Here is a 22,987-nt window from a genome sequence, read left to right as displayed (position 1 = left end):
TCAAAAAATATTTTACTCAAACCAAGGACTGGGCAAAAAAATCTCTTTGTATTTTAAAAAAGCATATTTGTCTGTCATACCAGCAATATAATCAGCAACAGCTCTTTCTCTTCCATAAATCTCAGCAAGTTTTATAAATTCTTGAGGCATCTTTTCAATATTGTCATAAAAGTAATAAAACAATTGTTCTACTATTCTTTTTGCTTTTTCCTCATCTTTTTTAGCTTTTGACCCAATATAAACTTTTTTGAACAAAAAATCCCTCAGGCTATAAGTAGCCTCATAAATCTCTTTACTCATTGAAACTTTCGGCTTTCCTAAGCTATTATTTATAACATCTTTTACCATTGTATCTATTCGCTTACTATGCTTATCACCCAAAATTGCTATTAAATCTTTTGGTAAATCCTCCGGATTTAAAACTTTTCCCCTTATCGCATCATCAATATCATGGTTAATATAAGCTATTTTATCAGAAATTTGTACTACTTGTCCCTCTAAAGTCTGGGGATTTCCTGAGGTAGAGTGGTTACAAATGCCGTCCTTAACTTCCCAAGTCAAATTAAGACCCTTTCCATCCTTTTCCAAAATCTCAACCACTCTAATGCTTTGTTCATTATGTCTAAAGCCATCTTTTAAAAGTCTATTTAAAACTTCCTCACCAGAATGGCCAAAAGGAGTATGTCCTAAATCATGACCTAAAGCAATAGCTTCTGTCAAATCTTCGTTTAACCTCAAAGCTCTTGCAATTGTTCTTGCAATCTGAGCTACTTCTAAAGTATGAGTTAGCCTTGTTCTATAATGGTCACCTTCTGGAGAAATAAAGACTTGTGTTTTGTGGCTCAATCTTCTAAAAGCTTTGCTATGAATAATCCTGTCTCTATCCCTTTGAAACTCTGTTCTTATATCGCATTTTTCTTCTTCTCTATCCCTGCCGCGAGTTTCACGGCTTTTTGTCGCATAAGGAGAAAGCAGTTGATATTCTAATTCCTCTGTAATTTCTCTAATTTTCATTTGACCACCTAGCCTTTTTTATTTATGGTGGTAAAAATAAAAACCCATAAAAGGGTTTTTCCATTTCTTTTCTTGATACCGTCTTTTTTATTTAGCCATCATTACGGTCAACACCATAGACAAAATTATAAACAACGCTGCCGCTATGGTTGTGAGCTTTTCTAATGTCCCCTCCATGGTTCGAGCTTTATTTTTCCCAAAAAAGGTTTCTGCTCCTCCTTCTATTACTCCTGAAATGCCTGCACTTTTACCTTTTTGCAAAAGTATCACAGCTATTAAGAAAAGACTAACTAAAACATGTATAACCATGAGTACAGTTTTTAGCATATTTACACCGCCTTATCCTAATTTTTGAAACACAATACCACAGTTTATATTATACAAAGAATTGCTATGTTGATCAAGAGGTTTTTATATAAAAAGGGAATCCTTTTTGGATCCCCTTATTTCTTAATATTGTAAAAAGCATTTTTGCCAAGATATTGAGCTGTGCTTCCTAAAGCTTCTTCAATTCTTAAAAGCTGATTGTATTTTACGACTCTGTCAGTTCTTGCAGGTGCTCCAGTTTTAATTTGCCCTGCATTTACTCCAACTACAAGGTCTGCAATTGTTGAATCTTCTGTCTCTCCTGAGCGGTGAGACACAACAGCTGTATATCCTGCTCTTTTTGCCATTTCAATAGCATCAAGAGTTTCTGTTAAAGTTCCTATTTGATTGAGTTTTATAAGGATTGAATTTGCTACTCCCATGCTTATACCTTTTGAAAGTCTTTGAGTATTCGTTACAAATAAGTCGTCTCCTACAAGCTGTATCTTCTTGCCTAATCTTTCAGTCAATAGTTTCCATCCGTTCCAGTCTTCTTCTGCAAGACCGTCTTCAATAGAGACAATAGGATATTTGTTAACAAGTTGTTCCCAAAAATCTACCATTTCTTCGGGGGTTCTTACAATTCCTTCTCCTTCAAAATGATATTTCCCATCCTCTTTATAAAGCTCTGTTGAAGCAGGATCTAATGCTAATACTATATCTTCTCCTGGCACATATCCCGCTTTTTCTATAGCTTCCAATATGACTTGTATAGCTTCTTCATTTGAGGTAAGGTTGGGAGCAAAACCTCCTTCATCACCAACTGTTGTACTTAACCCTTTAGAATGTAACACGTTTTTCAAATTGTGATAAACTTCTGAACACATTCTTAATGCTTCACGGAAGTTTGGAGCACCAACAGGCATTATCATAAACTCTTGTATATCTACATTGTTATCAGCGTGTTTTCCACCGTTTAATATGTTCATCATTGGCACAGGAAGAGTTTTTGCATTTACTCCACCAATGTATTGATACAAAGGTAAACCACATTCCTCAGCTGCTGCCTTTGCCACTGCCAAAGATACCCCTAAGATAGCATTTGCTCCTAATTTGCTCTTATTGGGAGTTCCATCTAGTTCAATCATCGCTTTGTCAATTGCTACTTGGTCTTGTGCTTCCATGCCAATTAGCTCAGGAGCAATAATGTCATTGACATTTTGAACAGCTTTTAGCACTCCTTTTCCCAAATATCTTGATTTATCTCCATCTCTTAACTCAACTGCTTCAAAAGCTCCTGTAGAAGCCCCTGAAGGCACAGCAGCTCTTCCTACGGCACCGCTATCTAACTCTACCTCTACTTCAACTGTGGGATTTCCACGGGAGTCAAGTATTTCTCTTGCAAAAATATCAATTATTGATGACATGACAATTTCTCCTTTCTTTTTAAATTTTATTTTAAATTTTATCTTCTTCCAATGATTAAAGATTTTCCCGTCATCTCTTTAGGAACTGGTAGTTTCATTATGTCCAAAATTGTAGGAGCAATGTCAGCCAGTATCCCATCTTTTCTTAAATCAATATCTCCCTCACCTATAACAATAAATGGAACTGGGTTTGTAGTATGAGCTGTCTGTGGCTCTTTTGTCACAGGGTCAATCATCTCTTCCGCATTGCCATGGTCAGCTGTTATAATTATTGTCCCTCCTACACTTTGAACAGCATTTACTATTCTTCCAAGGCACTCATCTATTGCTTCAATCGCTTTTATTGCAGCATTTAAAACTCCTGTATGCCCTACCATATCAGGATTTGCAAAGTTTAAAAGAATAAAGCCATATTGATCTGACATAATCTTAGGTATTACAGTATCTGTAACCTCATAAGCGCTCATTTCTGGCTTTAGGTCGTAAGTAGCTACTTTAGGCGAAGGAACTAAAATTCTTTCTTCCCCTTCATTTGGCTCTTCTACGCCACCGTTGAAGAAGAAAGTCACATGGGCGTATTTTTCTGTTTCTGCAATTCTAAGCTGTTTAATCCCTTTTTTACTTAAGTATTCACCAAGAGTATTCTCCAGTCTTTCTGGCTTATACGCCACATGTGTGTTTTCAAAGGTTTCATCATATTGCGTCATAGACACAAAGAATACAGGCAAATACCCTTTTTCTCTTTCAAAATGGTTAAATACCTCGTCAATAAAAGCTCTGGTAAGTTGCCTTGCTCTGTCAGGTCTAAAATTGAAGAATATTATAGAATCCCCCGCTTCTACCGTAGCAACTGGCTTTCCATTTTCTAAAATTACCGTTGGTTCTACAAACTCGTCAGTTTGGTCTTTTGAATAAGCTATATCTATTGCTTCCATTGGTGAATTAGCATAAACACCTTTTCCCAACACTATTGCATCATAAGCCTTTTTAGTTCTATCCCATCTTTTGTCTCTATCCATTGCATAATATCTTCCAGAAATCGTTGCAATTTTTCCTATGCCAATCCTGTTTGACTCTTCTTCAAACTGCTTTATATATTCCTTTGCACAGGCGGGTGGAACATCTCTTCCATCTAAGAAAGCATGAATATATATTTCTTTTAACCCATGTTCTTTTGCCAATTTCATTAAAGCAAATAAATGAGTTATGTGGCTGTGAACCCCTCCATCTGACAAAAGGCCAAAAAGATGTAGTTTTGAGTTGTTTTTCTTTACATTTTCTATCGCATCTAAAAATTCTTTTTTCTTAAAAAAAGTACCTTCTTTTATATCTTTACTAATTCTCGTAAGTTCTTGATATACTATTCTTCCCGCTCCAATATTTAAGTGCCCTACTTCTGAGTTTCCCATTTGTCCCTCAGGAAGTCCTACTGCAAGGCCACTGGCGGAAAGAATCGTATGGGGATAGTTTTTAAAGTAAAAATCTAAATTTGGAGTATTAGCTTGATATACTGCATTTCCTTCTTTTTTGTCTGATAGTCCAAACCCATCCAGTATAACTAGCATGGTTAATTTTTCAGGCATATAATCCTCTCCTTAATAATTGACAATCTTTGCAAAATCTGATGCTACAAGACTTGCTCCCCCTACTAAAGCCCCGTCTATATCGCTCTCTGCCATGAGTTCAGAAATGTTCTCGGGCTTTACACTCCCCCCATACTGTATCCTAACTAAACTTGCTTTTTCTTTTCCATAAAGGGAAGCTATAGTATTCCTTAAAGCTTTTATCACTTCATTGGCATCTTTAGCTGTAGCAGTTTTGCCAGTACCTATAGCCCAAATTGGCTCATAAGCTATTACTACATTTACAATATCATCGTGGGAAACACCTTTTAAAGCCTCTTTAGTTTGATTTAAAACTACTTCAAAAGTTTTTCCTTCTTCTCTTTGAGAAAGAGATTCTCCTACACACACAATAGGACTTAAGCCGTGAGATAGAGCGGATAAAACTTTTTTATTCACCATTTCATCAGTCTCACCAAAATACTGCCTTCTTTCAGAGTGGCCTATTACAACATATTTCACCCCAATCTCTTTAAGCATTAAAGGTGAAATTTCCCCCGTATATGCGCCCTTTTCTTCCCAAAACATATCTTGTGCTCCGAGAAGAATATTAGTACCTTGAATTACTTTATTTACCTCTGTCAAGTCAACAAAAGGAGGTATTACTACAACTTCTGCTTTTGCGTCTTTCACTTGAGGTATCAATTCCTCAACTAACTTCACCGCTTCAGAAGGGGTCATGTGCATTTTCCAGTTACCTGCAATTATTGGTCTTCTCAAAACAAACACCCCTTTACTTATCATTTAAAACATCAATTCCTGGCAATACTTTGCCTTCCAAAAACTCTAGAGAAGCTCCTCCTCCAGTAGAAATATGAGTGACTTTATCCGCATATCCTAATTGCTCTATAGCAGCTGCAGAATCACCACCGCCTACTATAGTAGTACCTTTGCATTCACTCAAAGCTTTCGCAATAGCCTCTGTACCTTTTGCAAACTCAGGAATTTCAAAAACTCCCATAGGCCCATTCCACACTACTGTCATGGCGTGTTTTATCACTTTTGAGTATTCTTCAATAGTCTTAGGTCCAATGTCTACTCCTATTTGGTCTTGAGGCATTTTGTCTATATCGACTACTTCATAAGGTACGCCTGATTTCAATTCTTTAGCAATAACTGTATCAACAGGAAGCATCAAATTAACACCTTTTTGCTTAGCCTTCTCCATTAATTCTTTAGCTAACTCTATTTTATCCTCTTCTAAAAGCGACTTACCAATTTCATATCCTTTTGCTTTTATAAAGGTGTAAGCCATACCACCGCCAATTAAAAGGCTATCTACTTTTTCTAATAGGTTTGTTATAACCCCTATTTTGTCAGAAACTTTAGCTCCTCCTAATATAGCGACAAATGGTCTCTTTGGATTTTCTAAAGCTTCTCCCATAATAGTAAGTTCTTTTTCAATTAAAAAGCCTGATACTGCCGGCAAATAAGCTGCAACGCCTGCTGTAGAAGCATGGGCCCTGTGAGCTGTGCCAAAAGCATCATTTACATATATATCTGCTAAAGAAGCTAACTCTTTTGCAAATTGAGTGTCATTTTTCTCTTCTTCTGCGTGGAATCTCACATTTTCTAAAAGCAATACTTCTCCTTCTTTTAATGCAGCTGCTTTTGTTTTAGCATCATCTCCAATTACATCCTCTGCCATAATGACTTGTTTGCCTAAAAGCTCTGACAACCTTTTTGCAACAGGTTTTAAAGAATATTCTGGATTTACTTTGCCCTTTGGTCTTCCTAAATGGGATACCAGTATTACTTTAGCATTGTGATTTATTAAATACTCAATAGTAGGAAGTGCTGCTTTTATACGAGTGTCATCTGTTATATTTTTGTTTTCATCCATAGGCACATTAAAATCTACTCTCACTAAAACTCTTTTTCCTGCCACATCTATATCACGCACTGTCTTTTTCATCACAAAAACCTCCTTATATTAGGATTTAAAGGTCCGGTCCACAAAGGACACGGACCCTTTACTACTTAGAGTCTGTCAGCAATATATTTTGCAAGGTCAACAACTCTGTTGGAATAACCCCATTCATTGTCATACCAAGAAACAACTTTCACTAATGTTCCTTCAATTACCATTGTAAGAGGTGCATCAACTATAGAAGATCTGTCGTCTCCTTTATAGTCCATTGAAACTAATGGCTCTTCAGAATAACCTAAAATGCCTTTCATATATGTTTCAGAAGCTTCTTTTAATGCTGCATTAACCTCTTCAACTGTAACAGGTACTTCAACTTCTGCAACAAGATCAACAACAGATACGTCTGGAGTTGGAACCCTCATCGCAAAACCATTCATTTTTCCTTTTAATTCAGGAATTACTAAGTGAATAGCCTTTGCTGCACCTGTTGTAGTAGGTATTATTGACATAGCCGCAGACCTTGCTCTTCTCAAATCGCTGTGAGGTAAGTCAAGTATTCTTTGGTCATTTGTGTAAGAGTGAACTGTTGTCATCATACCTTTTTTAATGCGGAATTTGTCGTTAATAACCTTAGCTATTGGTGCTAAGCAGTTGGTTGTACAAGAAGCATTTGAAATTACATGATGGTTAGCTGGGTCATACATGTTTTCATTAACACCCATAACAATTGTTATGTCCTCATTCTTAGCAGGTGCAGAAATTATAACTTTTTTAGCTCCAGCATGGATGTGCTTTATAGCATCATCTTTGTTTGTAAATCTTCCTGTGGATTCAATTACAATGTCTACTCCTAATTCTCCCCATGGAAGCTTTGCAGGGTCAGTTTCTTTGAAAATTTTAATTTCCTTGCCATTTACAATTAACGCATCATCCGTATAAGATACTTCTCCTTCAAATTTACCAAAAGTAGAATCGTATTTTAATAGATGAGCCAATGTTTTTGCATCTGTTAAATCGTTGATAGCTACAAATTCAAGGTCAACATTTTTCTTAAATGCAGCTCTGAATACATTTCTTCCAATTCTTCCAAAACCATTGATAGCAACTTTAACACCCATTATGTATTCCTCCTTGATTTTTATTTTATAAACACCTGAAAAGGTGTTTTAAACAATTTTTAAAATCTCAAAAGCAGCTCCTTCATCAGTGACAAGCACTTGTACATTGCCACTTCTGCAAGTAGAAACAATAGCTTCTGCTTTACCTTTTCCGCCAGATACTGCTATTAAATTTTTAACAAACTTTAGGTCTTCTAAAGTCAGAAAAATACTTGGTGTAGCATAGACTACTTTCCCTTCTTTATCAAAGTAATAGCCTAAAGCTTCAGCTGTAGCATTGTTCGCTTCTAAAAAATCTCTAATATCTTGTGGTAAATTCCTTCTCTCTGCCATTATATCTGCGCGACCTATTCCAAATATCAAAATATCTGCTTTTTTCAAGGTTTCTACCACATCTTTTATATCCGGCTCTTTGATGAGACTCTTTACCGCCTCTTTGCCTAAATTGTCCGGCACGTGCAACATCTTGTATGTACCGCCAAGTTTTTTAGCTAAAATTGAAGCGATTGTATTTGCCTGCTTTTCTACTTCCCGGCCTAATCCACCACGGGCTGGCACAACTACTATGTTTGATTGGGAATAAAGTTGAGGCATACCATTTGCAACTTCTAAGACAGTTGAGCCACCCGTTAAGGCAATTATACTGTCGTATTTTATTATTGTTTTTAGGTAATTAGCTGCAGATTTGCCTAACTCTTTTTTTATCATGGAGTCTTCTTCAACATCACCTGGTACTACTATAACTTTTTCTACCTGTAGCTTGTCTTCTAAAAGATTTTCAATGTTATTTAATCCTTTAAGCTCATGAATAAAATCTTTGAGGTTTTCAATAAGTTCTTCTCCTTCTTTAGTAATTGTCATTCCCATCGGATTTATATCCACCAAACCTTGAGCCTTCAAAAAGGATACCTCACTTCTAATTATTCGTTCCCCCATATTCAACTGGTGTGAAAGTGCCCTTCGCCCTATGGGTTGATTAAAATATATGTTTCGCATTATAGTATATCTCTTTTGAAGTAAATCTATTAACTCTGGTACTATCTTTTGTTGTAAAGCTATAATATCTTTCATGCCATTTCCCTCTTCAGGACGGTTAAAGTCCCGTTATTCTATAAATGTCCCACATTTCATAAAAAGTATTTACATTAACTATTTTATACTATTAATAAAGCTTTTTCAATAGCCTAAATGGGCATTTACATGCCCATTTAATATCTTCTTCTTTTGATAGTAGAAGGAATGTTGCATTCCTCTCTATATTTTGCCACTGTTCTTCTTGAAATATTAATATTTTTTTCTTTTAAAATATCCGCTATTTTCTGGTCACTTAAAGGATTTGTTGGATCTTCTTCTTCGATCAATTTTTTTATGAGATTTTTAATAGTTTCAGCAGAAAATTCATTCCCATTTTTATTAGAAATTCCAGATTGAAAGAAAAATTTTAGTTCAAAAAGCCCTCTTGGAGTCGCAACATATTTCCCATTTATAGCTCTGCTGACAGTAGATTCATGGATACCTACAATATCAGCAATTTGTTTTTGTGTCATAGGCTTTAAGTAATTGATACCTTTGTCAAGAAAATCCCTTTGTAACTCCACTATTGCTTTAACTACTTTATACAAAGTTTCTTTTCTACTTTCTAAACTCTTTATAAGCCACATGGCTGATTGCAGTTTTGAATTTATATATTTTTTAGCTTCTTCATCATGGCTATTTAAAATAGAATGATAGTAATTATTAATCTTGAGCTTAGGAGTGACTGAATCGTTTACTATAACAAAATACTCTCCCTCTCTTTTTATTACCTCCACATCTGGTACAATATATCTAACATCTGCTGTAGAAGAAAAGCTGCTTCCCGGTTTAGGATTGAGTTTTTTTATAAAATCTACAGCTTGTTGCACTTCTTTTAGGGAAATATTATACAACTTTGCTAAGTATGAATACTTCCCCTCAGCAATTTCCTCAAGATGATAGTCTACCAATTCTTTTACAATGCCTTTGTAACTATCTTGGGCTAAAAGCTGAAGTTTTAAACATTCTTGCAAATTACGTGCTGCAATTCCTGGGGGGTCAAAAGATTGAACTATAGATAATCCTTCTAATACCTCTTCTTCAGTACATTCCAGAATTTCCGCAATATCTTTTATATCCTCTCTCAAATAACCACTCGGACTTAGACTAAATATTATATATTCACATATTTTCTGGATTTTAGGAGAAACAGGGGTTATGTGAAGTTGGAACAAAAGGTGGTCAGTCAAAGAAGGCTTTGTGGACACAAAGTTTTCATAATTGACTTCTTCTATTTCTTCATCATCGGAATCATCATAATACATTCTCTCTTCTGTTTCTCGTATATATTTAGCCAACTCAGTAAAATCATTAGATTCATATATATCTTCTTCGATAACTTCTTCTTTTTCAAGAAGAGGATTAGTCTCTAATTCCTGTTCTATAAGAGCATTAAGTTCTAAGGAATTTAATTGTAAAATCTCAATAGCCTGTTTTAGTTCAGGAGTCATTATAAGTTTTTGAGTTTGTTGAAGTTTTAAATCGAATTCCATCCTCATATTCATGCACCCTCAATCGCTATTAATAAATTAACTCATTAAAATAGTAAAACTATTTTTTAATTATTATATCACATTTAAACGTTTTATTGAATAAAAAAAAGAGCAACTAATAAATCCGGAAATCCCGATACTCCCCTTTGTAATCCGACCATCTTTCTTCTACATTATCTACTTTTGCCCATCTCAAACCTGTTTTAATAAAATTTATCAATTCTTTAATACTTTCCTCTTCCCCTTCTGCAACAACTTCTACACTGCCATCATAAAGATTTTCCGCATAACCTGCAATTCCCAAAGAAACTGCCTTTTGATACACAGAATACCTCAGCCCCACCCCTTGCACATGTCCGGTTATGCGCAAATGTACTGTTTTTTTCATAGAAATACTCCTTTCTTATGATTGTAATATAAATTTATCAATAACGTACTTTACACCGTCCTCCATATTAGATTTCGTTATAAAGTCTGCCACTTTTTTGACCTCATCAATAGCATTTTCAACCGCCACACCCAGTCCTGCGAATTTGATCATTTCTATATCATTTTCACTATCTCCTATTGCTATCATTTCTTCTCTTTCTATTCCCAAATAACCTCCTAGAATTTTAAGGGCCCTTCCTTTGCTGACTCCTTTATTGACAATTTCAATATTGTCCATATAAGAACTGGTTATCTGTATTGAGGTATTCTTTGACAATTCCTCTCTTATGCTTTTTAATACTTCAACATCATCGTTAAAAACTATGATTTTCAAAATACTACTTTTTAATTTGTCCAACTCTTTTAACGGTTCCTTTACCTCCTGGACATCCACTTTTAACTCTGTTTTAAATAGCTCATTCCACTCGGCATACCTTTGAAACTTATTTGTTATCTCCGGAGAAAACACCGTTTTGTCACTTATAAGCTGGAAATATGTATTGTACTTTTGGCATACTTTTATAATTTCCTCCATGCTGTCATAGTTTAGAAGGCTTTCATAAATAGTATTATTATCAGGGTCTCTTATCAAAGCACCATTACTTGCAATTATGTAAGTTCTAAAACCAATCATATCTGCGTAGGCATACGCGGAAGCAAAAACCCTTCCTGTAGATATTACTACATATACTCCTTTTTCCCGAGCTTTATGTAATGCTTCTATATTCTCTTTAGATATAGTTTTATCATGTCTTAGAAGAGTATCATCCATATCGATGGCAATTAATTTGTATTGCATTCCTTTCAACTCCTTAATTTATTGTGTTCAATTATATTATACATTATATCACTGTAAATTGCCATATCGCCGATATGTTCAAAAATAATTGACATTATTAATGAATAGAGATATAATTAAGACACAAAATATCAAAAGAAAAATATTATCTTTTATGAAATGGAGTGATATAATGGAGGAAGCTGCTGCCCTCTTAAAGCAAAAAGGGCTTAAAGTAACACCTCAAAGATTAGCAATACTTAATCTACTTAGAAATTCAAAAGAACATCCTACAGCAGAAACTATATACAAAAAGCTTGCCTCTGATTTTCCCACAATGAGCTTAGCGACTGTATATAAAACATTGGAAATTTTGAAAAACATGGGATTAATACAAGAATTGAATGTAGGGGAAGGTAGCTTCAGATACGATGCTAACACCAATTCTCATCCCCATGTCGTCTGTATAAGTTGTGGCAAAGTAGAAGACCTCGATGAATCTCTTCTAAAAGACGTTTTAGATGAAGTTAGTCAGTATACTGATTACAAACTCGTAGACCAAAAGCTCTATTTCTACGGTTATTGTCCGATCTGTCGCTAGAAACTTAATAATTAAATATCACCTCCCATTTTCATTGATAAAAAATGGGAGGTGATATTATGTTAAGGCGAAGAAGTTTCTTCTTCTGAATTCTGTGGTGGCTCTGGATTAACTTGAGCATTATTTTCCTTTTCTGTCGGTGACTCTTGAGATTTTGAATTTTCTACTTTTTTAGTTCCTTTTTTAACTACTCCATCCACTGGCCTATACACATCTGTATATAAAAATTCTCTTTTAACCAATTTATTATTTTCATAAATCAAACGATATACATTGACTTTATAGCCAATATGAGGCTGTATCTCCACAACTTCTTCTCCTTGAGGTAGTTTGGGGTCATCTATATATTTTATTTTAGGTTCATATTTTTCAACAACCTCTGACTGAATATCTACCCATTTTGAAGGATTCGTCACATAGCCATATATGTTCATTACTAATTTGTTGCCCTCTATGTAGGACTCGATATATATAGGATATTGAGTAGAATTTCTAAATTTTAAATCTAAAACATCTCCCGAAATAGTAGCATCTTGTCCTGGCGGTACATAAGCTACTGGAAAACTGTGATGGTATCTCTCAGTAATTGTTATATCTGCCCGTAAAATTGCATTATACAAGGTTGTAGCAATTTGGCATACTCCTCCTCCTATATCCGGTACAAGTTTATTGCCTATTATCACGGGGGCTTCTTTGTAACCGTTTTGTATTATTCTCGGCCCTAAAGTTTTATTAAGAGAAAATGTCTCACCTGGCATAAGCAAGGTACCGTTTACAGCTCTTGCCGCCACTGCTATATTCCCTGAACGGTTTGCATCTTGAAGATTAAATACAGTAGAAAAAGTAGAAATTCGTCCATTAATCATTTCTAGCATTGATTTTGTAACTTTTGCTTCAACTTTATCCGCAACAATCTCTACTTCTGGCTTCTCTGTCTCTCCTTTTATTAACTCATCCATAAGCTGTTTTAAATTTTTTAAAGTTTTGTCTTTATTAACTTTTACACCCTCTACATCTGGTGTAATTTGTTTTACTCCTCTTGTAATTTTTATTTTCGCATTAATTGGCTCTTTATCAATCTCTTGAGAAATTCTATTAACAAACTCTTTTAATTTATTTTCATCGTACTTGGGATAAAAGCTAAAATATTTTCCTTCTTTTTCTGTTACATAAATTTCTCTTATTCTTTCAACAGGATTTCCTTCTCTACCTATTTTGTAAGCCTCTTCTACCATTTCTTGATAGTTATAAGATAAATTGATATCTTCTGATGTGATAACAAAAATTTTATCTTGATACTTAGCTGTAACGGAAAAAGAAGAAATTTTTATCTTATCTTTAAGAAAATTTACCGATTCCTCTTTTGTCATCCCTCCTATGCTTATGCCATTTACAAAAATCCCCTTTGCAATAACTTTAGAATTAAGCATTAAATAAAAATACGCAAAAGAAGATGATAAGAAAACCAAAAGCAATAAAATAATTGCAATATAAAAATAATTATTTTTTTTAGTACCACCCTTCGCTTGCATTTTGTTCTCTCCTATTCCTTTCTTCCATTTACAATAGTATAATATTACAATTAGTTTTATAATACAATTAATAATTTCTTAAAAAGGTTACGAAAATATTAATTTTTCCTTCCTTTAAAATACAAACACAGATGATTTACAGGGCACTCATCACATTTAGGCTTTCGCGCCATACATAAATTTCTTCCGTGATGTATTAAAAGATGATGAGACAAAGACCATAAGTTTTCTGGTATTAATTCCATAAGCTGTTTTTCCGTTGTAAAAACATCTTTACTGTCCGCCAGACCTATGCGATTGGACACTCTAAAAACGTGAGTATCCACTGCTATAGCCTGCTTGGAAAAAGCATTGCTTAAAACTACATTGGCAGTCTTTCTCCCCACCCCTGGCAATGTCATCAATTCCTCTAAGGTTTCAGGCACTTTGCTATTGTATTTCTCTTTTAAAATTTTACATGTCTCTAATATACTTTTTGATTTATTCCTATACAAACCACATTCCCTTATTTCCTCTTGAAGTTCTTCTGGAGTAAGCTTTAAAAAATCCTCCGGCGTTTTATACTTTTTAAAAAGCCTGTCAGTAATTATATTCACTCTTTTGTCTGTACATTGCGCTGACAAAATTGTAGCGATTAAAAGTTCAAACGGATTAGTAAATTTAAGCCCTGACTTAGCATTAGGATATGTTTCTTTTAATATTTCTATAACTTTTAAAGCTTCATCTTTCGTTATTCTCAATTTTATCACCCTTTAATTTATTTAATACTTCTATCATCATTTTCTTTGCCATTTCATCTTTTTCTTTAAGTAAGGCATTTTCTATTTCACTTAAAATCTCTTTGTCACACAAATGAGAAAGAGCCCATGCACTATATCCTCTCAAAAGAGGACTTTGTGACTTCAACAAGTTTTTTAGAGGCTCTATACAACTTTTTTCCTTTGTATTGACACAAGCAATTATAGCATTTCTTATTATAATACTTTTTCCCCTCCAAGAGGAAGAAGTTGGTCCAAAAATTTCTGCAAACTCCTTTTTTGACATATTTAAAATTTCTATTAAGTCATGCCTTGGCAGTAACTTATCCGGTACAAATTCTGACCTTACTACCTTTTTTGCTCTTTTATTAAAAGGACATACATGCTGGCAAGTATCACAGCCATATATTCTTCTACCCATTTTCTTAGACATTTTTTCTTCTATTTTCCCTTTTTTGACTGTGATATAAGACAAACATTTATGAGCATTTATTATATAAGGTTCAACTATAGCATTTGTAGGACAAGCTTTTATACACAAATCACAATCCCCACATTTAGTTTTTTGCGGTGCATCCGGCTCAAAATATTTGTTTATGAGTATTTCTCCTAAAAAAATATATGAACCATATTCATCGTTTATTATAAGTCCATTTTTTCCAAACCACCCTATCCCTGCATGGTAGGCAATTTCTCTTTCTAAAAGCGGGTTATTGTCCACTAAACATACTGTTTTTACTCCTTCACATTTTGATTTTATAAATTCAGAAAGTTTTTCCATCTTTTCTTTTAAAACTTTATGATAATCTATTCCCCAACTGCTTCTTGAAACTATACCAAAGCTTCTGCTGTAATATTTAATCTCATATTCTACATTATATGACAAAGCTATGGCTATAATGGATTTCACTTCAGGCAAAATAAATTCAGGAGAGATTCTTTTTTGAATATCTCTCTCCTCAATAGAACAACTATAGCCTAAATTTTCTCTTTCTTTTAGAAAATTATCATATTCTTTCAAACAATCAGGACTTGCAAAACCTACTAAGTCAACACCAATTTGTTGTGCAAATTTTTTTATCTCTTCCTTAGTTACACAATCCACTATTTATCCCCTTTATCTTCTTTTTTATTAGACAATAATCCATAATAATATTTAAGCTTTCTATAAACTTTATCGTAAATTTCTTCAAAGCTTTTTCCTGTCAAAATTTCTATCCCTTCTTCAATTGTTTTTACACTGTAGATGTGGAAAAGCCCTTCTTTAACTGCTTCTATAACTTCTTCTGTTAAAACCAAATTATTGACATTTTGATGAGGAATTATTACTCCTTGCTCCCCTGTCAAACCTTTTTCTTTACAAACCTTGTAAAATCCCTCTATTTTATGGGTCACTCCTCCCACCGGTTGTACCTCCCCAAATTGATTGACTGACCCTGTTACGGCAATTCCCTGTTTTATAGAAACTTCTGCAAGGCTGGAAAGGAGTGCATAAAGTTCTGTACTGGAAGCACTATCTCCTTCTACTCCTTCATAGGACTGTTCAAAAACGATTCTAGCAGAGAGGGTCAAAGGGAAATCTTTTGCAAACTTACTCCCTAAATAACCTGTCAATATCATAACTCCTTTGTCGTGTATTCTACCACTCATTTTTGATTCTCTTTCAATATTTACAACCCCTTCTTCCCCTGGGTATGTGGTGACAGTTATCCTTGAAGGCTTACCAAATTCATAATCCCCTAAATTTATAACAGCTAATCCATTGACAACTCCTACTCTCTCTCCCTCAACATCAACAAGATATATGTCCCTTTTGAAATATTCTAAAACTTTTTCTTCTAGCTTATTTACCCTCTTTATTTTTTCTTCTATAGCCTTTTTAACATGGACTCCTGTAACTACTTGACTTCCTTCCAAACCTGCCCAGGCATCTGCCTCATACAATACTTCCACAATTTCGTTAAAGCGGGTAGTTAATTTGTCCTGGTCCTCAGAAAGTCTAGTACTATACTCTATAACTTTTGCAACACCTTCCCTGTCAAAGGGCTTTAAATTGTTTTCTACACAGTGGGTCTTTATAAAAGAAGCCATATTTTTCATATTTTCTTCATTTAGCTCCATCTCTTCGTTAAAATCTACTTTTATTTTAAAAAGTTTGCTAAAGTCCTCATCATAATTGTAAAGCAAATAGTAAAGATAAGGGGTACCTATTAAAATCACCTTTACATCCAACTTTATAGGCTCTGGTTTTAAAGAAGAAATTGACAAAAATCCATATTGAGAAGATATATTTTCAATTATAATTTTTTCCGTCTTTAAAGACCTTTTTAAAGCATCCCAAGCATAAGCATAAGATAACAGATCTTTTGCTTGCAAAATTAAATAACCGCCATTTGCTCTATGTAATGCTCCAGCTTTTATTTTAGTAAAGTCCGTTGTAGCAACTCCAAAGTCACTTTCGTATTCTATACTTCCTATTATGTTATTATAGTTAGGATTATACTCAAACACAACTGGAGCACCGTCAGTATTGCTATTGTCTACAAGCAAATTAACCATGTACTTTTTTAAAAAGGCTTTTTCTTTCCTCATCAAAAGAGGAAATGGCATATCTTCTCCATCAGTACTCTTAAAACTTCCAATATTTTCTAAGATGTCCTTTTTGACGCTTTCTAAATATTTTAGCACACTTTCATTTACTTTATATCTCCCCTTTAAATCCTCAATCAAATGACCTACAGCAAAGAGACCTATATTATTGTCCAAATTTTTAATTTCATCTCTCGCTTGTTTGTCAATAGATTGTATTTCCTTCCATATTTGAAGAGCTTTTACTTCAAATTCTGCAGCTCTTTTTTCAATTTCCTTTCTTACTTCTTCATCTAACTGTTGAAACTCTTCTTGACTTATTTGCCTTCCTTCTATAACAGGAATGCTTATAATACCTGTGCGAGTATCTTTTAAGACAAATCCAAAACTTTTTGCAAGCGTATTTAATTCTTCCATTAGCTCACTCTTTTTTTCTTGGTATTTCTTTATTATCTCACTCTTTTGCATATCATAAGAATCCGATTCAAAAGCTTTAGGTATATCCCTTTGGAGTTGTTCCACAAAATCCTCCATGTCTTTTTTGAATTGCTTGCCCATTCCAGCTGGTAATTCTATCGCTATTGGTTGAGCAGGTTTTTCAAAATTATATACATAAACCCAATCATTTGGCCTTTCTTCCGTTCTTGCAATCTTCTTTATGTAACTGGAGGCAAAACTAGTTTTACCAGTTCCAGTTATTCCTGTTATAAATATGTTGTAACCTTTCTGTTTTATTTTAATTCCAAATTCCATTGCCTTTTTCGCTCTGTCTTGTCCTATTATTCCTTCTAATGGAGGGATTTCTTCAGTTGTGTCAAAATCAAAAACTTCTGGATTTACATATCTTTTTAATCTGTTAAAACTCAACTTTCCCATAACAACACCCACCCAATCTTTTTAATAATAATTATTCGCCAACAAATCAATTTTTCCTCTTTTTACACAAAGAATAAATTTTGGCTGAAGGATAGTCCTCCAGCCAATTAATCTTCTTCATCAATTTTTCCGTCTCTTTCATCCATTTCTTTTTCTGCAAATTTTATCATTTTCTTTACCATGTTTCCTCCTATTTTACCTACCTCTCTTGTAGTCATATTTTCCCATCCGCGTTTTTCAATATCGTCATCTAAATTAAGCTTTTCAGCAACTTCTTGCTTCAAAGAATCCAACTCATTCTCAGCTTTAGGGTATAACTTTTTTCTTTTCCCCATAAAAACCCTCCATACTTCGTTTTATCAATATTTTCCCCTAAAGCTTCTTTAAAAATGTATGAAAAAACCCGGTAAATCCGGGTTATTCTTCTTTTATTGCCTCTGTTGGGCAAGAACTCATAGCATCTTGCACACAATCTTCTAAATCTGCTGGAACTTCATCTACGATTACATGGGACTTTCCTTCATCATTCCAGTCAAAAACATCTGGACACATGTCTATGCAAACCCCACAAGCTATGCATTCGTCTTGGTCAACATATACTCTCATAAGATTACCTCCTAATTTTTTATGTAAAATTTTACACATACATTATATCATTAACCTCCCCTTGCTTCAATAGTTTTTAACTTTCTCTTTGAAAATATGCAAAAAAATAAGGCATATAGCCTTATACAATTGCAAGGAGTTCTCTCAAAAAGTTATTAAGTAAATTGACATCTTGCGAATTCAGTTTATTTAAATTGATATAAAATTTTTGAATGTTTTCAGCCAATTTTTTGTCTATATCGCTCTTTATTTTAGTGTACAACAAAGCACCTAATACTGCTCCTACAAATAAAACTAAAGAAGAAGTAGGATTAACAGAGGCCAGTAAATTTTCTATACTCTCCATGGAAAGGCCTCCCGCCATCCTAAGTTTTAGTAAAAATGCAGTAATAGCATATGCACAAAATTCTATAGGCTTAGTAGCCTGAAACATCTCATTTAATATTTCCTCAAGAGAATTAGGCTTACTATTTTTTACTTTTTTAATCAAAGTATCTCTCAGGGAATTCCATTCATCTTTATCCGCTTTTTTAAATATTTCATAAGCTTTTTCTGTTGGTAAAAATCTTAAAGTAGATCTTCCTTGGCTTTTTTCCTCCCCAAGGTAATACTCAGTCTTGACAAAATCACCTTTCTCTAATTCCTTTAAAATATCATAAGCTGTCCATTTGCTAATTTTCATTGCCTGCGCCACATCTGTATAGTGAACAGGCTCACCTTTTGAATCATAAAGTTCAGTTAGTGTTTTTAAAAATTCCACCCTCCTATTTGTCAGCATCTCAACACCCCATTAAGTAATACTATCTAAATTTATAGGGGATTTTAGTATTTATGTCAAGCCTCTTTTTTCATTTCCATTTTTTTCTCCCAAATTTCGTTGGCTACTTTACCCCAATTATCAGCAACCACTCTTAAATCATCGTAGAGGTTTTTGATGTGAGAGGCTTCACTAGCTTCTGTGTGTTTAGCTCCTGACTCTTCTACTATTTCTAAAAGTTTTTCTGGGTTATCAATCAGTGGGCAAGGCCTTAAGTGATTTTGATTAAAAGGCTGTCTCTTTCTATAAGCTTTCATAATAGGAGACTGCAGCGCTTCTTTCAAACTCACTTCATTTATATTTACATTGGAATAATGGATGAAAGCACAAGGTTCAACTTCTCCCGCTGCATTTATGTGCAAATATCTTCTGCCACCTGCAATACATCCACCGCTGAATTCACCATCGTTCCAAAAATCTATTGCGAAAAGCTCTTTTGTAGCTCTTATATAATTTATTCTTTCATACATGTACTTTCTCTGTTCAGGGGTTACTATAAACTTGACATCTGGATCTCTACCAATAGGAATGTAAGTAAAGTACCAAGCAAAATATGCACCTTTATCTATCATCATATCTACAAATTCATCACTTGAAATTTCCTCTACATTTGTTCTTGTATATGTAGCTGAATATCCAAACAGCAATCCATTTTCTCTCATCAAATCCATTGCTCTCATAATTTTATCAAAAGTACCTTCTCCACGTATTGCATCGTTACTTTCTCTGAAACCATTGATACTTACTGCAAAGGTGATATTTCCGACTCTTTTAACCTCTTTTATCATATCTTCGTCAATTAAAGTTCCATTAGTGAATAAATGGAATACCTGGTTTTTATGCCTTTCCGCAAGTTTTATAATATCTTTCATCCTAACAGTAGGCTCTCCCCCTGATAAAACTATAAAATATATACCTAACTCTTCCGCTTCTGCACATACTCTATCCATCACTTCAAAGGAGAGATTATGGGGTTTGTACTGTCCTGCCCAACAACCAACACATCTGAGATTGCAAGCCTCTGTTGGATCCATTAAAATTGCCCATGGCACAGAAACACCTAACTTTTCTTCCCACTCTTGCTGCTTAGGAATACCTTTCAAACTGGCATTTACTAAGAAATTAACCACTAACGTTTTTAAAATATTTTTGTCAATATTTTTAAGGCCCTTTACTGTAAATTTGTACCAGTTGCTCTCCTTATCATTTAAAAATCTTTTCACACTTTCTATCTGTTGTTTATGCCGTGGCATTATTGCAATTTTTGACATGAGGTTGGCTAACGTGTCTAAATTTTTCTCTGGGTTTTTATCCACATAGTTAATAATGGTACTGACAAGCGGGTCAATCACATTCATCATAAATCCTCCTCTACTTTATTTTTTATCCCAAAATATCAAACTGACCCAAAAAACCAAAATTCCATTTCAAGAACATTATACCACTTTAAAAATAACATTTCAAGTAATATTTATTATATTTTATGCTTACAAGTACTATTTTATTTACCTAATTGTACATCCCCTCCAAAAACTCCTATTATTTTCTTCTCTGAATTGTAAACAGGAATTGCAATTGTGGTACAAATTTCGTTTGTCGCTAAAGAAATGTAAGGATCTGTTACTGTTATTTCTCCTTCAATAACCCGTAAAAGCAACTAAAATACTGTTTACACCAGCTAAAATACCTCCGTACATCAAAAGCCTAAATTTGATACTTTTAAGCATAAAATTCCCCCCTCTTTAAGTTGCATTAATTACAACATTGCCATTTGCAAAAAAATGTAAAGCCTTTTTTTATTATTTCTACAAAACTTTAAATATTCCTTCTTTTTTTTGCAAAAATTCTACAAAATAAAGTAGGAATCCATTGAGGATTCCTACTTTATGTGCGCCCGGCCTTATCTCCCATATCTATCCTCATAGTTCACCCCCCTATAAAACCTTTACACCATCTACAGCTGGCCTGCTCAAGAATGATAGGCCCTCCATATAAATCTTAAGGCCTCTCTCCTTAACCTCTATCATCTTATGCACATAGATATCGACACCATCTATATCGAATCTCTTAAACCTATCCAGTTCATTATCCTTGGGCTTTCCAATCTCAACTGATGGAAAGGCACCGGGTACACAGCAGTTATCAGCAGTCACCAGTTTGATTGTTATGGCTGACTCACCCTTCTTTTTCAGGTATTCCTTTACCTTCTCATCTATACTTATATTCATTTTTATCCCCCTTTCCTCCTGATTTAATACGTAAATTTGGCATTTGCAAAAAATATAAAGCCTTTTCTCTTTATTTCTACAAAACTTTAAATATTCCTTCTTTTTTTGCAAAAATTCTACAAAATCGAGTAGGAATCCATTGAGGATTCCTAAACTTAAACATCAAGACAACTGCCACCTATAAATTCTCTTATGATAGAATTAGGTGGTATTGCTAATTCATCTTCTAATGGAAGGAAATAACTCAAAAACTCTAATATTTCTTTAGCGATAGAATAAGCAGGATTGTCTTGGGAAACTTTCTTAAGCAAAGGCTCTGCATATTTTTTTAATACAGGTAGCTCATAAGGTAAAAAAGAGTTAAACATGACATCCGCTTGTTCTTGATAAGGGAAAATCCATTTTTCTTCTCCTTTTCTGACCATAGGCCACATGTTTATAGTCTCTGCCGCATCGCTAGAACGGAATTGGCTATCTCTCACTATACGTCGTATCAACCTCGTTTGAGTAGTAGGTATTCTGTTGTGCTCGTCAAGATTTAGCTGCGTAATAGCACTCACGTATATTTTATATTTATTATCTTTAGGTATTTGCAAAGTCAATTTTTCATTTAGACCGTGAATCCCTTCCATCAAAATAATTTGATTTTTGTCAAGTTTTACTTTTCTTCCTTCTGGCTCTCTTTCCCCTGTTTTAAAGTTAAAAATAGGAATTTCTACTTCTTCACCTTGTATAAGTTTTATTAAATGCTCATTGAAAAGTGGCAAATCTAAGGCATCAATTGATTCAAAGTCGTAATTTCCAAATTCATCTTTGGGAGTAAGTTCTCGCGGCACAAAATAATTGTCTAATGATATCGGAAAAGGCCTTAGTCCATTTACTCTCAACTGCACACTAAGTCTATGAATAAAAGAAGTTTTACCTGAAGAAGAAGGACCTGCAATTAAAACTACTTTTATCATTTTGTTTGAAGCTATATAATCTGCAATTTTGGATATTTTCTTCTCATGAAATGCTTCTGAAACCAATATTAAATCTCTACCTTTTCCCTGCTTTATCATGTCGTTCAAAGAAGAAACATAACTTATGTTTAAAATGCTTGCCCAATCTTCTGCCTCTTTAAAAATTGAAGCAAGTTTAGGAACATCGACAAATACAGGCAATGAACGGGGATTATATACATCTGGAGCAATTAAAATAACACCCGGGAAATAAAATCGTATATCAAATACTTTTAGATAGCCTGTAGAAGGTACACAAGGGCTATAGAAAAAGTCCACTGTACCATCACAATAATAAACAGGAACTTTGTCTTTGTCAGTATCTTTAAACAATTTTACTTTCTCAGTCAATCCTTCTTTTTCAAATAGCTTTATTGCCTCTTCTTTAGGCAACATTTTTCTTTCTATTTTTAAATCCTTCTCTATTATTTCTTCCATCCTCTTTTTAATCATAGAAACAATTTTATTGTTGAGAGAATAACCATGTATCTCGCAATACAATCCTTTCCCTAAAGAATGTTCAATAGTAACTGTAGCTCCAGGAAGTAGCTCTTTTACAGCTTTAATAAAAACAAAAGTCAAACTTCTTCTATATATCCTCGTACCTTCCTCAATCGTCGTATCTACAAACTCCACTGTGCTATCCTTTGAAACTGTGCAGTTTAGATCGACTAATTCATTATTGACTTTCGCAGCTACTATTATCCCATTGTAAAGATGCTCAAAATCTTTGGCAATATCCTCTAATTTTGTCCCTTCTGGGTATTCATAAATATCACCCGCAATAGCAATTTTCATAAAACCACCTCACTAGGATTATACATTATTGTAACAAAAATTAAAAGCCC

At 34.1% G+C, this 22,987-nt stretch carries 23 protein-coding genes; 1 reads left to right on the top strand and 22 read right to left on the bottom strand.

The window, feature by feature from the left end; all coding sequences use genetic code 11:
- Nucleotides 1–12: 12 nt before the first annotated feature.
- From THEBR_RS03750 to THEBR_RS03700, 11 genes are all read right to left on the bottom strand, one after another.
- Nucleotides 13–1,014 carry a deoxyguanosinetriphosphate triphosphohydrolase gene (locus THEBR_RS03750; RefSeq protein ID WP_009053022.1) on the bottom strand — a complete coding sequence of 334 codons (1,002 nt, stop codon included), beginning with the start codon at nt 1,012–1,014 and terminating at the stop codon, nt 13–15.
- Nucleotides 1,015–1,101: 87 nt separating this feature from the next.
- A complete protein-coding gene (gene secG / locus THEBR_RS03745) occupies nt 1,102–1,341 on the bottom strand; it encodes a preprotein translocase subunit SecG (protein WP_009053021.1) in 240 nt (79 codons plus the stop codon).
- A gap of 116 nt (nt 1,342–1,457) precedes the next feature.
- Nucleotides 1,458–2,747: a phosphopyruvate hydratase gene (gene eno, locus THEBR_RS03740; RefSeq protein ID WP_012269155.1), complete on the bottom strand. Its 1,290-nt coding sequence runs from the start codon at nt 2,745–2,747 to the stop codon at nt 1,458–1,460.
- Between the two features lie 38 nt (nt 2,748–2,785).
- Entirely contained in the window at nt 2,786–4,330 is a 1,545-nt protein-coding gene (gene gpmI, locus THEBR_RS03735; RefSeq protein WP_003870197.1) for a 2,3-bisphosphoglycerate-independent phosphoglycerate mutase, read from the bottom strand.
- A 12-nt stretch (nt 4,331–4,342) separates the two neighbouring features.
- Nucleotides 4,343–5,089: a triose-phosphate isomerase gene (gene tpiA / locus THEBR_RS03730; RefSeq protein WP_012269154.1), complete on the bottom strand. Its 747-nt coding sequence runs from the start codon at nt 5,087–5,089 to the stop codon at nt 4,343–4,345.
- Nucleotides 5,090–5,102: 13 nt separating this feature from the next.
- Nucleotides 5,103–6,284: a phosphoglycerate kinase gene (locus THEBR_RS03725; protein ID WP_003870199.1), complete on the bottom strand. Its 1,182-nt coding sequence runs from the start codon at nt 6,282–6,284 to the stop codon at nt 5,103–5,105.
- Between the two features lie 65 nt (nt 6,285–6,349).
- Nucleotides 6,350–7,357 (bottom strand): type I glyceraldehyde-3-phosphate dehydrogenase, encoded by a 1,008-nt coding sequence (gap, locus tag THEBR_RS03720; RefSeq protein WP_003870200.1) that lies wholly within the window; start codon nt 7,355–7,357, stop codon nt 6,350–6,352.
- 48 nt (nt 7,358–7,405) lie between these two features.
- Nucleotides 7,406–8,428, bottom strand: a complete 1,023-nt coding sequence (locus THEBR_RS03715) for a sugar-binding transcriptional regulator (protein ID WP_003870201.1) — start codon at nt 8,426–8,428, stop codon at nt 7,406–7,408.
- A gap of 137 nt (nt 8,429–8,565) precedes the next feature.
- Nucleotides 8,566–9,930 carry an RNA polymerase factor sigma-54 gene (gene rpoN, locus THEBR_RS03710; protein WP_003870202.1) on the bottom strand — a complete coding sequence of 455 codons (1,365 nt, stop codon included), beginning with the start codon at nt 9,928–9,930 and terminating at the stop codon, nt 8,566–8,568.
- Between the two features lie 109 nt (nt 9,931–10,039).
- Nucleotides 10,040–10,312 (bottom strand): acylphosphatase, encoded by a 273-nt coding sequence (locus THEBR_RS03705; protein WP_012269153.1) that lies wholly within the window; start codon nt 10,310–10,312, stop codon nt 10,040–10,042.
- A 15-nt stretch (nt 10,313–10,327) separates the two neighbouring features.
- Nucleotides 10,328–11,152, bottom strand: coding sequence for a Cof-type HAD-IIB family hydrolase (locus tag THEBR_RS03700; protein ID WP_003867198.1), 825 nt, complete (start codon nt 11,150–11,152; stop codon nt 10,328–10,330).
- A 172-nt stretch (nt 11,153–11,324) separates the two neighbouring features.
- Between THEBR_RS03700 and perR the strand changes: the two genes are divergently transcribed.
- Nucleotides 11,325–11,732 carry a transcriptional regulator PerR gene (gene perR / locus THEBR_RS03695; protein ID WP_012269152.1) on the top strand — a complete coding sequence of 136 codons (408 nt, stop codon included), beginning with the start codon at nt 11,325–11,327 and terminating at the stop codon, nt 11,730–11,732.
- 62 nt (nt 11,733–11,794) lie between these two features.
- On the opposite strand, the gene THEBR_RS03690 is transcribed toward perR, so the two are convergent.
- From THEBR_RS03690 to THEBR_RS03640, 11 genes are all read right to left on the bottom strand, one after another.
- Complete coding sequence (locus tag THEBR_RS03690) at nt 11,795–13,264, bottom strand: VanW family protein (RefSeq protein WP_012269151.1); 1,470 nt, start codon at nt 13,262–13,264, stop codon at nt 11,795–11,797.
- A gap of 98 nt (nt 13,265–13,362) precedes the next feature.
- Nucleotides 13,363–14,004, bottom strand: a complete 642-nt coding sequence (gene nth / locus THEBR_RS03685) for an endonuclease III (protein ID WP_012269150.1) — start codon at nt 14,002–14,004, stop codon at nt 13,363–13,365.
- Complete coding sequence (gene queG, locus THEBR_RS03680) at nt 13,985–15,127, bottom strand: tRNA epoxyqueuosine(34) reductase QueG (protein WP_009053011.1); 1,143 nt, start codon at nt 15,125–15,127, stop codon at nt 13,985–13,987. The genes nth and queG overlap by 20 nt, the downstream gene beginning before the upstream one ends.
- The gene (locus tag THEBR_RS03675; RefSeq protein WP_012269149.1) at nt 15,127–17,487 is read right to left on the bottom strand and encodes a Lon protease family protein; all 2,361 of its coding nucleotides are present in this window, start codon (nt 17,485–17,487) and stop codon (nt 15,127–15,129) included. Before THEBR_RS03675 ends, queG begins: the two co-directional genes overlap by 1 nt.
- Before the next feature lie 107 nt (nt 17,488–17,594).
- Nucleotides 17,595–17,822 (bottom strand): alpha/beta-type small acid-soluble spore protein, encoded by a 228-nt coding sequence (locus tag THEBR_RS03670; protein ID WP_012269148.1) that lies wholly within the window; start codon nt 17,820–17,822, stop codon nt 17,595–17,597.
- 82 nt (nt 17,823–17,904) lie between these two features.
- Nucleotides 17,905–18,093 carry a ferredoxin gene (locus THEBR_RS03665; RefSeq protein ID WP_003868665.1) on the bottom strand — a complete coding sequence of 63 codons (189 nt, stop codon included), beginning with the start codon at nt 18,091–18,093 and terminating at the stop codon, nt 17,905–17,907.
- Between the two features lie 121 nt (nt 18,094–18,214).
- On the bottom strand, nt 18,215–18,871 hold the full coding sequence (locus THEBR_RS03660; protein ID WP_012269147.1) for a helix-turn-helix domain-containing protein: 657 nt from the start codon (nt 18,869–18,871) through the stop codon (nt 18,215–18,217).
- Between the two features lie 56 nt (nt 18,872–18,927).
- Nucleotides 18,928–20,268, bottom strand: a complete 1,341-nt coding sequence (locus THEBR_RS03655) for a radical SAM/SPASM domain-containing protein (RefSeq protein WP_009052856.1) — start codon at nt 20,266–20,268, stop codon at nt 18,928–18,930.
- Between the two features lie 143 nt (nt 20,269–20,411).
- A complete protein-coding gene (locus THEBR_RS03650) occupies nt 20,412–20,567 on the bottom strand; it encodes a PDC sensor domain-containing protein (RefSeq protein WP_012269145.1) in 156 nt (51 codons plus the stop codon).
- Nucleotides 20,568–20,844: 277 nt separating this feature from the next.
- On the bottom strand, nt 20,845–21,138 hold the full coding sequence (locus tag THEBR_RS03645; protein ID WP_003868662.1) for a CC/Se motif family (seleno)protein: 294 nt from the start codon (nt 21,136–21,138) through the stop codon (nt 20,845–20,847).
- Nucleotides 21,139–21,293: 155 nt separating this feature from the next.
- Nucleotides 21,294–22,937: a nucleoside kinase gene (locus tag THEBR_RS03640; RefSeq protein ID WP_012269144.1), complete on the bottom strand. Its 1,644-nt coding sequence runs from the start codon at nt 22,935–22,937 to the stop codon at nt 21,294–21,296.
- Nucleotides 22,938–22,987 lie beyond the last annotated feature (50 nt).

The sequence above is a fragment of the Thermoanaerobacter brockii subsp. finnii Ako-1 genome (assembly GCF_000175295.2).
Taxonomy (GTDB): Bacteria; Bacillota; Thermoanaerobacteria; order Thermoanaerobacterales; family Thermoanaerobacteraceae; genus Thermoanaerobacter; species Thermoanaerobacter pseudethanolicus.
This window is presented reverse-complemented; position numbering and strand designations above follow the sequence as displayed.